This is a genomic window from Xanthomonas sp. DAR 35659, from assembly GCF_041242975.1.
Taxonomy (GTDB): domain Bacteria; phylum Pseudomonadota; class Gammaproteobacteria; order Xanthomonadales; family Xanthomonadaceae; genus Xanthomonas_A; species Xanthomonas_A medicagonis.
This window is the reverse complement of the sequence record NZ_CP162488.1, coordinates 4,497,165-4,510,027: the sequence shown is the minus strand read 5'-3', so window position 1 is coordinate 4,510,027 and position 12,863 is coordinate 4,497,165. Positions and strand designations below refer to the sequence as shown.

The 12,863-nt window shown below is 70.4% G+C and carries 10 protein-coding genes; 6 read left to right on the top strand and 4 right to left on the bottom strand.

Features of this window, described 5'->3' with window-relative positions; genetic code table 11:
- Nucleotides 1-7: 7 nt before the first annotated feature.
- Genes gspD through AB3X07_RS19040 form a run of 3 tightly spaced genes read left to right on the top strand, consistent with a single transcriptional unit; the run spans nucleotide 8 to nucleotide 3,602 of the window.
- The gene (gene gspD / locus AB3X07_RS19050; RefSeq protein WP_369940330.1) at nucleotides 8-2,308 is read left to right on the top strand and encodes a type II secretion system secretin GspD; all 2,301 of its coding nucleotides are present in this window, start codon (nucleotides 8-10) and stop codon (nucleotides 2,306-2,308) included.
- Nucleotides 2,309-2,314: 6 nt separating this feature from the next.
- Entirely contained in the window at nucleotides 2,315-3,148 is an 834-nt protein-coding gene (locus AB3X07_RS19045) for a glycosyltransferase family 2 protein (protein ID WP_369940329.1), read from the top strand.
- A 19-nt stretch (nucleotides 3,149-3,167) separates the two neighbouring features.
- Nucleotides 3,168-3,602 (top strand): hypothetical protein, encoded by a 435-nt coding sequence (locus AB3X07_RS19040; RefSeq protein WP_369940327.1) that lies wholly within the window; start codon nucleotides 3,168-3,170, stop codon nucleotides 3,600-3,602.
- Nucleotides 3,603-3,949: 347 nt separating this feature from the next.
- Here AB3X07_RS19040 and AB3X07_RS19035 read toward each other — a convergent pair whose 3' ends face one another.
- The 4 genes from AB3X07_RS19035 to AB3X07_RS19020 all read right to left on the bottom strand — a co-directional run bounded on the left by AB3X07_RS19035 (nucleotide 3,950) and on the right by AB3X07_RS19020 (nucleotide 9,416).
- Nucleotides 3,950-4,687, bottom strand: a complete 738-nt coding sequence (locus AB3X07_RS19035; protein ID WP_369940326.1) for a UTRA domain-containing protein — start codon at nucleotides 4,685-4,687, stop codon at nucleotides 3,950-3,952.
- Nucleotides 4,688-5,017: 330 nt separating this feature from the next.
- Nucleotides 5,018-5,596 carry a nicotinamide riboside transporter PnuC gene (gene pnuC / locus AB3X07_RS19030; protein ID WP_369940325.1) on the bottom strand — a complete coding sequence of 193 codons (579 nt, stop codon included), beginning with the start codon at nucleotides 5,594-5,596 and terminating at the stop codon, nucleotides 5,018-5,020.
- Between the two features lie 371 nt (nucleotides 5,597-5,967).
- A complete protein-coding gene (locus tag AB3X07_RS19025) occupies nucleotides 5,968-8,130 on the bottom strand; it encodes a TonB-dependent siderophore receptor (RefSeq protein WP_369940323.1) in 2,163 nt (720 codons plus the stop codon).
- Between the two features lie 137 nt (nucleotides 8,131-8,267).
- The gene (locus tag AB3X07_RS19020; protein WP_369940322.1) at nucleotides 8,268-9,416 is read right to left on the bottom strand and encodes a phosphotransferase enzyme family protein; all 1,149 of its coding nucleotides are present in this window, start codon (nucleotides 9,414-9,416) and stop codon (nucleotides 8,268-8,270) included.
- A 498-nt stretch (nucleotides 9,417-9,914) separates the two neighbouring features.
- Between AB3X07_RS19020 and AB3X07_RS19015 the strand changes: the two genes are divergently transcribed.
- The 3 genes from AB3X07_RS19015 to bcsD all read left to right on the top strand — a co-directional run bounded on the left by AB3X07_RS19015 (nucleotide 9,915) and on the right by bcsD (nucleotide 12,841).
- Nucleotides 9,915-10,760, top strand: coding sequence for a glycosyltransferase family 2 protein (locus AB3X07_RS19015; protein ID WP_369940321.1), 846 nt, complete (start codon nucleotides 9,915-9,917; stop codon nucleotides 10,758-10,760).
- Nucleotides 10,761-10,978: 218 nt separating this feature from the next.
- Nucleotides 10,979-12,163 carry a nicotinate phosphoribosyltransferase gene (gene pncB / locus AB3X07_RS19010; RefSeq protein ID WP_369940319.1) on the top strand — a complete coding sequence of 395 codons (1,185 nt, stop codon included), beginning with the start codon at nucleotides 10,979-10,981 and terminating at the stop codon, nucleotides 12,161-12,163.
- A gap of 219 nt (nucleotides 12,164-12,382) precedes the next feature.
- The gene (gene bcsD / locus AB3X07_RS19005; protein WP_369940318.1) at nucleotides 12,383-12,841 is read left to right on the top strand and encodes a cellulose biosynthesis protein BcsD; all 459 of its coding nucleotides are present in this window, start codon (nucleotides 12,383-12,385) and stop codon (nucleotides 12,839-12,841) included.
- Nucleotides 12,842-12,863: the final 22 nt, after the last annotated feature.

Here is a 12,863-nt window from a genome sequence, read left to right as displayed (position 1 = left end):
TGATCGCATGACGCCGCGCTTGTTTTCCCTGTTCCTCGCGATCGGCCTGGTGGCCGGCTGCGCCACCACGCCCTCGCCGGAAGTCCGCCGCGGCGCGGCGATCAATCCCGCGGTCGGCGCCGCCGGCAGCACCAGCGGCGCCACCGGCGGCGCGTCCGGCAGCGCCGATCCCGACGACCTGCCCGAGCGCGCCACGCCGGTGATCCGCCGCGGCAGCGGCACCATGATCAATTCCGGCGCCGCCGCCGCGCCGGCGCCGTCGCTGGGCAACGCCAGCAGCGGCAGCGCCACCTTCAATTTCGAAGGCGAATCGGTGCACGCGGTGGTCAAGGCGATCCTCGGCGACATGCTCGGGCAGAACTACGTGATCGCGCCCGGCGTGCAGGGCACGGTGACCCTGGCCACGCCCAAGCCGGTGTCACCGGCGCAGGCGCTGAACCTGCTGGAGATGGTGTTGGGCTGGAACAACGCGCGCATGGTCTACAGCGGCGGCCGCTACAACATCGTGCCCGCCGACCAGGCCCTGGCCGGCACGGTGGCGCCGAGCACCGCCTCGCCGGCCAGCGCGCGCGGCTTCGAGGTGCGGGTGGTGCCGCTGAAGTTCATCTCCGCCAGCGAAATGAAGAAGGTGCTGGAGCCGTACGCGCGGCCCAACGCGATCGTCGGCATCGACGGTTCGCGCAACGTCATCACCCTCGGCGGTACCCGCGCCGAACTCGAAAACTACCTGCGCACCGTGCAGATCTTCGACGTGGACTGGCTGGCGGGCATGTCGGTGGGCGTGTTCCCGATCCAGTCGGGCAAGGCCGAGCAGGTCGCCGCCGACCTGGAGAAGGTGTTCGGCGAGAACAGCAAGACCCCCAGCGCCGGCATGTTCCGCTTCATGCCGCTGGAGAACGCCAATGCGGTGCTGGTGATCACCCCGCAGGCGCGCTACCTGGACCAGATCCAGGACTGGCTGGACCGCATCGACAGCGCCGGCGGCGGCAGCCGGCTGTTCTCCTACGAACTGAAGTACATCAAGGCCAAGGACCTGGCCGACCGCCTGGCCGAGGTGTTCGGCGCCGGCGGCGGCAACCGCGGCGACTCCAACGCCTCGCTGATGCCGGGCTCGCAGATGAGCCAATTGAACGGCGGCGGCTATGGCGGCAGCGACAGCGGCCTGGGCGGCAGTGGCAGCGGCAGTGGTAGCAACGGCAGCTTCGGCGGCGGCAGCAGCGACAGCCTCTCCTCGGGCAGCAGCAGTTCTTCCTCCGGCGGCCTCGGCAACGGCAGCCTGCAACTGTCGCAGCGCACCCCCGGCAACGGCAGCGTGACCCTGGAAGTGCAGGGCGACAAGGTCGGCGTGTCCGCCGTGGAGGAAACCAACACCCTGCTGGTGCGCGCCACGCCGCAATCGTGGCGCTCGATCCGCGACGTGGTCGAGAAGCTCGACGTGATGCCGATGCAGGTGCACATCGAGGCGCAGGTGGCCGAGGTGAGCCTGACGGGCAATTTGCGCTATGGCGTCAATTGGTACTTCGAGCAGGCCGTGAATGCGGCAAGCGACGCCAACAACATCGGCGTCGGTGGCGGAGCGAACCTGCCCAGCGCGCTTGGCCGCAATATCTGGGGCGACATAGCCGGCAAGATCACTAACACCACCGGTCTGGGCTGGACGTTCCTCGGCAAGAACGCGGCGGCGGTGATCACCGCGCTGGATGAGGTCACCGACGTCAAGTTGCTGCAGACGCCATCGGTGTTCGTGCGCAACAACGCCGAGGCGACGCTCAACGTGGGCACCCGTATTCCGATCAATTCGACGTCGATCAACACCGGCATCGGCACCGACAGCAGCTATTCCTCGGTGCAGTACCTCGACACCGGCGTGATCCTCAAGGTGCGGCCGCGGGTGACCAAGGACGGCATGGTGTTCCTGGACATCGTGCAGGAAGTCAGTACGCCAAGCGACCGGCCGGCGGCGTGCAACAGCACCACGCCCGTGGTCAACACGTCGGCCTGCAATGTCGATATCAACACGCGCAGGGTCAAGACCGAGGCGGCTGTGCAGAGCGGCGATACCATCATGCTGGCGGGCCTGATCAGCGACCGCACCACCGATGGCAGCAGTGGCGTTCCGTTCCTGAGCAAGCTGCCCGTGGTCGGCGCGTTGTTCGGCCAGAAATCGCAACAGAGCAACCGCAACGAAGTGATCGTGCTGCTGACCCCGACCATCGTGCGCAACCCGCAGGAAGCGCGCAATCTCACCGACGAGTACGGGCAGAAGTTCAAGGCAATGGAGCCGTTGCCGGCGCCGGGCAAGAAGTAAGTACCGATGGCCCTGCCCATCGTGCTGCTGCCGGTCGGCGTCGACGACGTCGCGCTGGACGCGTGCCTGGGCGCACTGGACGCGCACACCCCGCCCGGGACCCGCGTGTGGCTGGCCGACGACGCCCAGGCTGGCCCGCGCGGCCAGCGCGTGGTCGAGGCGTGGCTGGCGCGGACGCGGCTGCAGGCCGACTACACGCGGCGCCCGCGCATGCTCGGCGAGGTGGCGCACCTGGACGAAATGCTGCGCGCCTGTGCCGATGCCGACGTGGTGGTGCTGGCGGCCGATGCGCAGCCGTTGCCGGGGTGGCTGCAGCATCTGCAGGCCTGCCTGGCGCGCGATGCCGCCATCGCCAGCGCCACGCCGTGGAGCAACGCCGGCGAAGCCTGCGCCTGGCCGCGGCTGGGCGAGATCAACCCGCTGCCCGACGACGGCGAGCGCCTGGCCCGCGCCTGCGCGGCGCTGGCCCCGGAGCATCCGGAACTGCCGGCGGCGGTGTGCCACGCGGTGGCCTTGCGCGGCACCGCGCGGCAGCGCGCCGGCGGCCTGGACGCGAGCAGCTACGGCTCCTGGTACGCGGCGCTGACCGACCTGTCCTTGCGCATGGCCGGACTGGGCTGGCGCAACGTGCTGTGCGAGACCGCCTACGTGGCGCGCAGCGGCGAGGGCCAGGCCGCCGACGGCGACATGGACGCCCTGGCCACGCGCTGGCCGGCCTGGCACGCGCGCCTGGCCGGCTTCCTGATGCACGATCCGCTGCGCGCGCGCCGCGAGGAACTGCAGCGCCTGTACGCCGGATTGCCGCCGCCGGACCCGCAGCGCGCCTTGTTCGACGCGTAGCGCGCGCCCGCAACGCCAGATGCAAACCGCCAACCTTTGGAAGCAGGCCGGCCGCGTTTCCGTCTGGCGCTATACCGAGAACGCAGGGAACTACCCGGGGTGGCATCTCACGGCCGACCCGGCGGGACGTCGGTCGCTCCTGGCGCTGTTCGATGCCCTGGCCGCGGACGGGGCCGGTACCCGCACCATCGCGATCACGGCGCCGGGCAAGGCCGACCTCGCCGTGCCGAACAACAAGCAGGGCCGCGCCGCCTGGGTCGCCCCGCAGAAACTGCGGCTGACCCTGACTGCGGCCGAGCAGCAGTGGTGGTTCCCGCCGGACCTAGATCCGGCCGCGCTCACGTTGGGTGCCGCCTGGCTGCCGGCGCTGCGGCACGGCATCGCCGGCATTCCGGCCGGGCAAGGGGATTACTCCATCGGCAAGGGCAGCCTTCCGCTGTGGTTCTGGTGGTGAGGCGAGTGCGGCGCTGTCGGCAGTGACCCAAGCGAGCTATCCAGGTCGCCGAGGGTTGGCGTCCGTCATTCTTGTGTTTGGTGGAGGTGGGCGGAATCGAACCGCCGAATCCGCTGCTTCGAGCGGTGACTGGCCTCGGGCAAGCCGCCTTGAGCCGATGCGTCGCGCACCAGCGATGACAGGGCACCTCTGACAACCTCGGGAAGTGTTCTGTAGGAGCGGCTTTAGCCGCGACAGGCACTCGCCGAAGGTGCCTGTCGCGGCTAAAGCCGCTCCTACAGGACAAACTGCATCTGACTTGACGATGGCGAACGCAGATTACTAGAGGTGCCCGACAGTCGCCCGCCTCACTCCGGCGGCGCCTGCACCTCCACCGTCACCTCCAGCACATCGTGGCGCCAGGACTCGATGTCGAACTCCACCGCGCGGCCGTCGGCGGCGTAGCTCACCCGCTGCAGCCGGAAGCACGGCGTGCCGGCGGTGGATTGCAGCAGCGCGGCCTGCTTGGCGTCGAGTGTGGCCGGATACATCGACAGCCGGCTGCGCGCCTGGCGCAGTCCCAGGCGCTGGCCGAGCACCGCGCTGAGCGAGCCGGCCAGGTCGTGATCGAGCAGGCTCGGCGCCCATGCCGCGAGGATCGCGTTGGTCTCCAGCAGCACCGCGCGGCGGCCGATCCAGCGCCGGCGCTGCAACACGAACACCTCGGCTGTGGGATCGTCCAGTTCCAAATGGCGCGCCAGCAGCGCGCCGGCCGGCTGGCGGCGCGCGCTCAGCAGTTCGGTGCGTGGCCGTCCGCCTTGCGCGGCCACGTACTGCATGAAGCCGGCGATGCTGGTGGGGTCGTGGCGCACGCGTGGCGCGCTGACGAACCAGCCGCGGCGGTTCTCGCGGTAGATGTGGCCTTCCGATTCCAGTTGCTGCAGCGCCTCGCGCAAGGTGATGCGAGTGCAGCCGAACAGCGCGGACAGCTCGCGTTCCACCGGCAGCCGCTGGTCCGCGCTCCATTCGCCGGCGGCGATGCGCGCCAGCAATGCATCGACGATGCGCTGGCCGAAACTGGTGGCGGCGTGGAGCGGGCTGGTCATGCGCTTGCGCGGGCGGCGCGCCGAAGGTGGTCGCGGCGCCCACTATGCATGGCGCGCGGCGGCGCGGCGACAGGCGGGCGCCGCCAGGGAGCGCCATTGCGGCCATGGCGCGTCGGCCGTGTCGACATTCGCGAATGGCCTGGATCGGCTTTCAAGGGATTGGTCTCGGCACGCATCCCGCAGCGCCACCGAACGCGACGTCGCGCACGAGCATGCGCGTGCTCATCGCGGCGCGTCGGCAGATCGGCGCGGCGCAGGTCGGCTCGTCACAGGCGTGGGCCGTATATCGCCAGCACTGACGACACCCGCCGACGTGCGCACGCTGCGCGCTCATCGTGACGCGGCCAGGCCGGTGCGGCGCAGATCGGCCTGCCACAGGCGCAGGCCGTACACCGCCAGCACCACGAAGCCGGCGTACAGCGCCGCGGTGGGATACAGGCCCTTGTAGACGAACACGCCGACGTAGACGCAGTCGAGCACAATCCACAGACCCCAGTTGGCGATGCGCTTGCGCGCCGCCCAGAAACTGGCGACCAGGCTGAAGGCGGACAAGGCCGCGTCCAGCCACGGCAGCGCGGCGTCTGTGCAGCAGTGCATCGCCCAGCCCAGCAACGCCGCGCCGGCGGCGCCGGCCAGCAGCGACAGCGCGCCCTCGCGCCGCGGCAACGGGCCGACGTGAACCCTGCCATCGTCCAGCCGGCCCTGGCTCCAGCGCCACCACCCGTAGACCTGCAGGACCACGTAGACGACCTGCAGCAGCATGTCGGAGTAGAGCTTCCACTGATAGAACAGCCAGGCGTAGAGCAGCACCGCGACGACATTGACCGGCCAGCACCAGCGCACCCGCCGCGCGGTCAGCCACACGCCCAACACGTTGACCAGCACGGCGAAAAGTTCGAGGGGGGACATGGGTGGGAGGCCGGGATTGGAGAGTGGGGATTCGGGATTGGGATGGTGCGCGAGCGCACCGCATCGCGCTCTTCTGTAGGAGCGGCTTCAGCCGCGACGCTCTACGGTCGAAGCGTCGCGGCCGAAGCCGTTCCCACATCGGCGGGAAGCATGGCGAGAGGTTCGGGTGGGCGGGTTGGAGAGTCGGGGCAATGGCGAATCAGCGATCAGGAAACGCAGAGAATGCATGTGTCGCGCTTCTGTCAGGAGCGGCTTCGGACGTGACACCCTAACGGTAAAGCGTCGCGGCTGAAGCCGCTCCTACAAGGTCATCGCTGCGCCGCTGCCCTGCTTTTACGAATCCCCACTCCCGATTCCCCATTCCCCGCCCCTCAAAAATCGAACTGCAGCGCCAGCCGCGCAGTCCGCGGCGCACCCAGGAACAAATAGTCGTCGCCCTGGTAGTCGCCGACGTCGCGCCAGTAGCGCTTGTCCGCCACGTTGTCCACGCTCAACCGCAGCGTGGTCGGCACCGTGCCCAGGCGCGTGGCGTAGCGCGCACCGAGGTTGTAGACGGTGTAGCCGCCGACGGCGACGCGGCCGCCGCGGTCGGCGTACTTGGCGCCGCTGTACTGCGCGCCGCCCAGCAGCGCCAGGCCGGCGATGCCGGGGACGTCCCAACTGGCCTGCGCGCTGGCGCGCAACCGCGGCACGTTCAGCGCCTGATGGCGCTCGTAGGCCGGCGTGCCGGTGTCCTCGGCGCGCGCGCGGATGCCGGCGACGCTGGCCTGCAGGTGCAGGCGCTCGCCGACCGCGCCGTCGGCCGACAGTTCGATGCCGCGGTTGTGCAGGCGACCCTGCTGCAGGTACAGAAAGCTGCCGTCGGCCTGCGGCTGCGCGTACTGGTAGGCCTGGCGGATGTCGAACAGCGCCGCGCCCACTGACAGGCCGCGGTACTCGTACTTCACCCCGGCTTCGCTCTGGTACGCACTGGTCGGGGCGAGGATCTGGTCGGCGTTGCTGGCGAACCACGACGCGGTGCCGCCCGGCGACAGGCCCTTGGCGAAGCTGGCGTACAGCGACAGCGTGTCCTGCGGTTTGAACAGCAGCGCCGCCTGCGGCAGCAGGTCGGAGCGCCGCGTGCGCCGGGTCAGCGCGCCGTCGCGGTCCCAGGCGCGCTCGTCGTAGCGCACCTGGCGCGCGCCCAGCAAGAGCTGCCAGGCCTCGCCGATGCCGATGCGGTCGCTGACCAGCAAGGCGCTCTGCGTGCTGTCCAGGCGCCGCCGCTTGGGATCCAGTGCGGCATCGGCCTGGGCGAAGACCGGCGGGTCGGCGTCGATGTTGCCGCTGCCGATCATTTCGTTGATCGAGCCGTGGCGGTCGATGGTGCGTTGCAGGTAGTCCACGCCGAGCATGAGCTGGTGCTGCAGCGCGCCGGTGGCGAAGGCGCCGGACACGGTGGCCTGGGCCTGGTCGTTGCGGCGCGTGTCGTCGGGGCTGCGGTAGTCGTAGATGTCGTAGTCGCCTTCGCGGCTGAAGTAGTTGGGAATCGCATCGCTCGCGCAACTGGCCGCGCCATAGCAACCCCAGGCGAAGCTGGAGTAGTCGTCGATCACCGCGCGGCTGTGCGACGCCGCCAGTTGCGCGCTCCACGCATCGTTGAAGCGATAGCGATAGCGCAGTTGCGCGTTGAGCGCGTCGATGCCGACCGGCCTGGACCACGGCTGGTAGGCCAGCAGCCGGTGCACCGAGACGTCGCCGGGCAGCTGGGTGCCGCCGAGCAGTTGGTAGCCGGGCACCGAGCGCTGCTGGCGGTCCTGGTATTCCACGTCCAGTTGCAGCGTCGAGCGCGGGTCGATGTTCCAGTCCGCGGCCAGCGACAGGAAGTTGCGGTGGCCGTCGGCATGGTCGACGTAGCTGCGGATGTCCTCGTGCGCGGCGTTGACGCGCAGCCCGAACCGGCGGTCGCCGCCGAACCAGCCGCCCAGGTCCGCGGCGGCGTAGCGGCCGCCGTCGTCGTCGGTGCCGAGCACCAGCGTGCGCACCTGTTGCGGGCGCTTGGTGATGTAGTCGACGACGCCGGCCGGCTCGGTGAGGCCGGATTGCAGTCCGGACAGGCCCTTGAGCACCTGCACCTGTTGCTTGTTCTCCAGCGCCACGCTCTGCTCGCCGGCGATGCTCAGGCCGTTGATGCGGTAGCTGTTGGCGGCGTTGAGCGAATAGCCGCGCACCACGAAGTTCTCGTAGTAGCCGATCGGCGCATAGCTGTCGCCGACCGAGGCGTCGGCGCGCAGCACTTCGCTGAGCACGCGCACCTGGCGATCGTCCAGTTGCGCGCGGTCGATCACCGCGATCGACGCCGGCGTGTCCAGCAACGCGGCATCGCCGTAGCCGCCCAGGTCGGAGCGGTTGCGCGACTGCTCGGCCTGCACGTTGACCGCGTCCAGGTCGACCGGGGTCTGCGTCTCCGCAGCGGTGGCGCGGGCGTGCGGGGCGGTGGCGGCGAAGGCCAACGCCAGGGCGAGCGGCGCGAGCGTGGGGGAGGGTCGGGACATGGAGGCCTCTGGGCGTGAATCGGAATGGGAAACGCGGATGGCGCTGCGCGCGAATGGCAGCGTTGCTGCGAGGGGAGGGGCGGCAGCGCGCCAGCGGCGTGCCGTGCGCGACCGGCTGGCCTGCGTCGGCAGCGCGCTCATCGCGCCGCCTGCGCATGCCGCTGCAGGTGCCGCAGCAGGCGTTGGCCTTCCTCGCCGCCGAACCAGTCGGCATGGCCGAGCAGATAGCGGCGATAGGCGATGTCGGCGTTGGCGTCGGAGCCGGTGATGCCGGCGAAATAGTCGATCTCGCTGAGCGCGAAGTCGGCATGCACGATCGGCAGCAGCGCCGCCAGCAGGCGCAGCTGCGCCGCCTCCAGCGGCAGTGCCCGCGCGTAGCCGCGCAGCAGCGCGTCGAGCTGGTCCAGATCGGCCGCGGCGCGGCCGCCGGCGTCCAGGTCCAGCCACGGCACCAGGTTGCGCTCGATCGCGGTGGCCAGGTCGAACAGCGCGAAGTTGCGGTCGGCGAGGCCGAAATCGAATACCGCGCTGACCTCGCTGGCCGCGCCGTCGCCGCGCCACAAAAGATTGGAGGCGTGCCAGTCGCCATGCGTCCACAGCGCCGGCGGCGGCGCCTGCAGCAGCGGCCAGGCGCGCGCGTGCCAGGGCAGCAGGTGCCGGCGCAGGTCGCCGCGCCAGTCGCGCCGCTGCAGCCACGCCGCCAGCGCCGGCCGCGCGCGCAGGTCCTGGTCCAGCGCCTGCAGCGGATCGGCGCTGCCGAACAGGCGCAGGTTGGCGACCAGCAGCGCGGTGCTGCGCGGCGCCGCGACGTAGCCGGCGGCGGCGCGGTGCAGGCGGGCGAGGGCATGGCCGGCGGCATGCGCGTGCACGCTGCTCGCGAATGGCAGCCATGAGGCGGTGTCGCGGTAGAGGTCCTCGCCCGCGGCGGCGCGCTGCACTTCGTAGGTCCAATCGCCGATCTCCACCGCGCTGGCGCCATCGGGCGTGCGCAGCAGCGCCGGCACCGGCACGTCGCGCGCGCGCAGGTGCTCGATGAAGCGATGCTCCTCGCCCAGCGTGCGCGCGTCGCGCAGGCGCCGGTGATGGCGCTTGACGAACAGGGGGCCGACCGCGCTGTCGACCTCGGCCGCGGCGGAGAACGGGCGCGGGCTGTGCCAGCGCAGCGCGCGCACGGCATCGGGCAAGGCCATGCGCCGCAACAGCGCATCCACTTCGTCGGCGCGCAGCGGCGGCCAGTCCGCCGCGGCCGGCGCCACGGTCATGCCGTACATCTGGTGCGCGCTCATCGGCGGGGCCTGGCGCGCGGATGCGAGGGCGTGGCGGAGCGGATCACGACCGCCTGGCGGTGCCGGCAATTTGGTCTAGACCAATGTCGTGGGGGCTTGCGGCGGCGGCCGACGCTGGGGTCGGTCGCAGGGCGGCGGCGCTGCCGGGCGGTCGGCATGCACGGCCGCCGCCATCGCGGGCGGCCGATGCATCGCGATCCTGGCGGCAACGCGCCGGGGTGGGCGCAAGCCGTCATCTCTACCGCGAGAAACAAGGGGGCGCCGATTCTACCGCGTCGGTGGGCGCGGCTGGCGGTGTGGTGCGCCGTCGGCCACGCCGGATCGCGCGGTGTCGCGCTCGCGCCGCGCCGCAATGGTTGCGTGCGCCCAGGTCCGGCTCCGAGCGGCGCATGCCTGTGCGGCGTTCTCGAACAGTCCTGCCGAGTCACCGACGCGACGGTCGGAAGCGCATGCGCGACAGCGCTACTGCGCACGCGACTTTGCCCGGATAATCGCCGCATGAGCGAACAGCAGATGGCCGTGGTGGTGGTGACCTACGAGAGCGGCAGCACCATCGATGCCTGCCTGCAGCGCTTGCGCGCGGCGGCCGAGGTGGCGCAGATCCGCGTGGTCGACAACGCCTCGCGCGACGACACCCTGGCGATCGTGCAGCGCCACGCGCTGGAGGACCGGCGCGTGCGCTTCGTCGCCAACCCCGACAATCCCGGTTTCGCCACCGCCTGCAACCAGGGCGCGGCGGCCAGCGACGCGCCCTGGCTGGCGTTCGTCAATCCGGACCTGCTGGTCGAGGCCGACACCCTGGCGCTGCTGCGCGCGCAGGTCGCCGCGCTCGGCGATGCGCTGCTGGGGGTGGAGCAGGTCGACGAACACGGCCGCCCCGATGCCGCGGTGCGCCGCCGCGATCCGGACTTCGCGGCGATGCTGCGGCATCCGCTGGCCGGCTCGCGGCTGGCGCTGGCGGTCGATCAGGCGCAGCCGCTGCAGCGGGTGGACGCGATCTCCGGCGCGCTGATGCTGCTGCCGCGCGCTCTGTTCGAGCGGATCGGCGGCTGGGACGCCGGCTATCGGTTGCATGCCGAGGACCTGGACCTGTGCCGACGCGCGCGCCAGGCCGGCGCGGTGGTGGCGGTGTGCAACGACCTGCGCGTGCTGCACGTACGCGGCGTGTCCAGCCGCAAGCGGCCGTGGTTCGTGGAATGGCACAAGCACCGCGGGCTGTGGCGCTACTTCCGCAAGTTCGAGGCGCCGTCGCGGCCGCTGCCGGTGCGCGCGGCGGTGTGGGCGGTGATCTGGCTGCATGCCTGGGTGACCTTCGCCAAGCTGTGCGTTCGGCGTCCTGGCTGAACACAGCACCCCCATCCCGACGACGAGCGCGCGCGGGCGTGTCGCACGCATGCGTGGCACCTCTTCCCATGGCCAACCGTCAGGGCGGGCCGCGGCCGCGATGGCGCGTCAGGGCATGGTCGGCGCTGGCGCCGGGCCTGGTCACGGTGGCGGCCATGCCGTGTTTCGCCGGGGCGCGTGTTGCGGGGCGGAGACGACGCTGGGCGCATAATCGCGCGATGATCATCGAATCGCTGCTGGACACCGACCTCTACAAGTTCACCATGATGCAGGCGGTGCTGCATCAGCATCCCGGCGCGCAGGTGGAGTACCGCTTCAAGTGCCGCACCCCGGACGTGGATCTGGCGCAGTTCCTGGAGCAGATCTCCGCCGAGATCGATGCGCTGTGCGCCTTGCGCTTCCGCGACGAGGAACTGGACTACCTGCGCGGGCTGCGCTTCATCAAGCCCGACTTCGCCGATTTCCTGGCGCTGTTCCACCTGGACCGCAAGTACCTGCGACTGCGTGCGTCGGCCACGGTGCCCGGCGAGATCGAGCTGCACATCCGCGGGCCGTGGCTGCACACGATCCTGTTCGAGGTGCCGCTGCTGGCGATCATCAACGAGGTCTGGTTCCGCAACGCCGGCGGCGACCACCATGCCGAGGGCCTGCGCCGGTTGCAGGCCAAGATCGCGCTGCTGCGCGGCAGCAGCGGCTACGGCGATTGCGCGATCGCCGACTACGGCACCCGTCGCCGCTATTCGCGGGCCTGGCACGGCGAGTTGTTGCCGGTGCTGCAGCAGACCCTGGGCGCGCAGTTCGTCGGCACCAGCAACGTGTACTTCGCCTGGCGCTACGGGCTGACCCCGCTGGGCACCATGGCCCACGAGTATCTGCAGGCGTTCCAGGCGCTGGGCCCGCGGCTGCGCGATTCGCAGGCCGCGGCGCTGGAGTCGTGGGCGCGCGAGTACCGCGGCGACCTCGGCATCGCGCTGTCCGACGTGGTCGGGCTGGAGGCCTTCCTGCGCGACTTCGATCTGTACTTCTGCAAGCTGTTCGACGGCATGCGCCACGATTCCGGCGATCCGTTCGACTGGGGCGAACGCATCCTGGCGCATCTGCAGCGGCACCGGGTGGACCCGCGCAGCAAGATCCTGGTGTTCAGCGACGGCCTGGACATCGACAAGGTGATGCGACTGTACACGCATTTCCGCGGCCGCTGCATGCTCGCCTTCGGCGTCGGCACGCACCTGACCAACGACCTGGGGCCGCGGCCGCTGCAGATCGTCATCAAGATGGTCCGCTGCAACGGCCAGCCGGTGGCCAAGCTCAGCGACACGCCGGGCAAGACCCTGTGCGACGACCCCGCCTATCTGGCCTATCTGCGCCAAGTCTTTGACGTGGCGGCCGATCTTCCGGAATGAGACGTGGCGGGGCGACTTCCGAACCGGTTGCGGCGAAAATGGACAACACGCCCCGGACGCCTCGAAAACGCTTGCTGTGGCGCAGCATTTGGGTATTATAGGCCTTAAAGTGAGAACTGTGTCTCGTTATTGGCAGCGATCGCCATCTTGGCATCAAGCTTGCTCGGTAGTCTTCGTCCGGCACTGGCCGTGCCGTTTCTCCACCGCAGGCAGCATCCGATGAGTCCTACCGAGCCGCAGACGCATTTCCGCACTCAGGCCTGCTCGCGGCAGTGGCGCGGCTTCCTGCGCGCGCTGGCGCAGGAGTTCGCGGCGGAGCTGGGGGCCGAGGACATGGCGTTGCTGATGGCGCGGATCGGACGCCGCTTCGCCGACGCGCATCCGATCGGACGCTGCGCGACGCTGGAGGACCTGCAGGGCGCGGCCAACCGGGTCTGGGAGCAGGTGGAGTGGGGCTATGCGCGCTTCGAGGAGCAGACCGACCGTGTCGACCTGCACCACGTGGGCTCGCCGTTGCAGATCGCTTTGGTCGGGGAGACGGCCGGGGCCGATGGCTTTCTGGAAGGGGTGTACCACGCCTGGTTCGAGCAGGCCGGCATGCTGGCGGGTCTGGGGATCCGCGCGGTGCCGGCCATCGACCAGGACGTGCGTCGTTTCGTGCTGTGCCGGGTCGCCTGACCGTGGGTACTCGATGCCACCA

What these genes read in the sequence shown, in the direction of transcription:
- gspD (WP_369940330.1), top strand. Translation starts at nt 8, where the DNA reads ATGACGCCGCGCTTGTTTTCCCTGTTCCTCGCGATCGGCCTGGTGGCC.
- AB3X07_RS19045 (WP_369940329.1), top strand. Translation starts at nt 2,315, where the DNA reads ATGGCCCTGCCCATCGTGCTGCTGCCGGTCGGCGTCGACGACGTCGCG.
- AB3X07_RS19040 (WP_369940327.1), top strand. Translation starts at nt 3,168, where the DNA reads ATGCAAACCGCCAACCTTTGGAAGCAGGCCGGCCGCGTTTCCGTCTGG.
- AB3X07_RS19035 (WP_369940326.1), bottom strand. Translation starts at nt 4,687, where the DNA reads ATGACCAGCCCGCTCCACGCCGCCACCAGTTTCGGCCAGCGCATCGTC.
- pnuC (WP_369940325.1), bottom strand. Translation starts at nt 5,596, where the DNA reads ATGTCCCCCCTCGAACTTTTCGCCGTGCTGGTCAACGTGTTGGGCGTG.
- AB3X07_RS19025 (WP_369940323.1), bottom strand. Translation starts at nt 8,130, where the DNA reads ATGTCCCGACCCTCCCCCACGCTCGCGCCGCTCGCCCTGGCGTTGGCC.
- AB3X07_RS19020 (WP_369940322.1), bottom strand. Translation starts at nt 9,416, where the DNA reads ATGAGCGCGCACCAGATGTACGGCATGACCGTGGCGCCGGCCGCGGCG.
- AB3X07_RS19015 (WP_369940321.1), top strand. Translation starts at nt 9,915, where the DNA reads ATGAGCGAACAGCAGATGGCCGTGGTGGTGGTGACCTACGAGAGCGGC.
- pncB (WP_369940319.1), top strand. Translation starts at nt 10,979, where the DNA reads ATGATCATCGAATCGCTGCTGGACACCGACCTCTACAAGTTCACCATG.
- bcsD (WP_369940318.1), top strand. Translation starts at nt 12,383, where the DNA reads ATGAGTCCTACCGAGCCGCAGACGCATTTCCGCACTCAGGCCTGCTCG.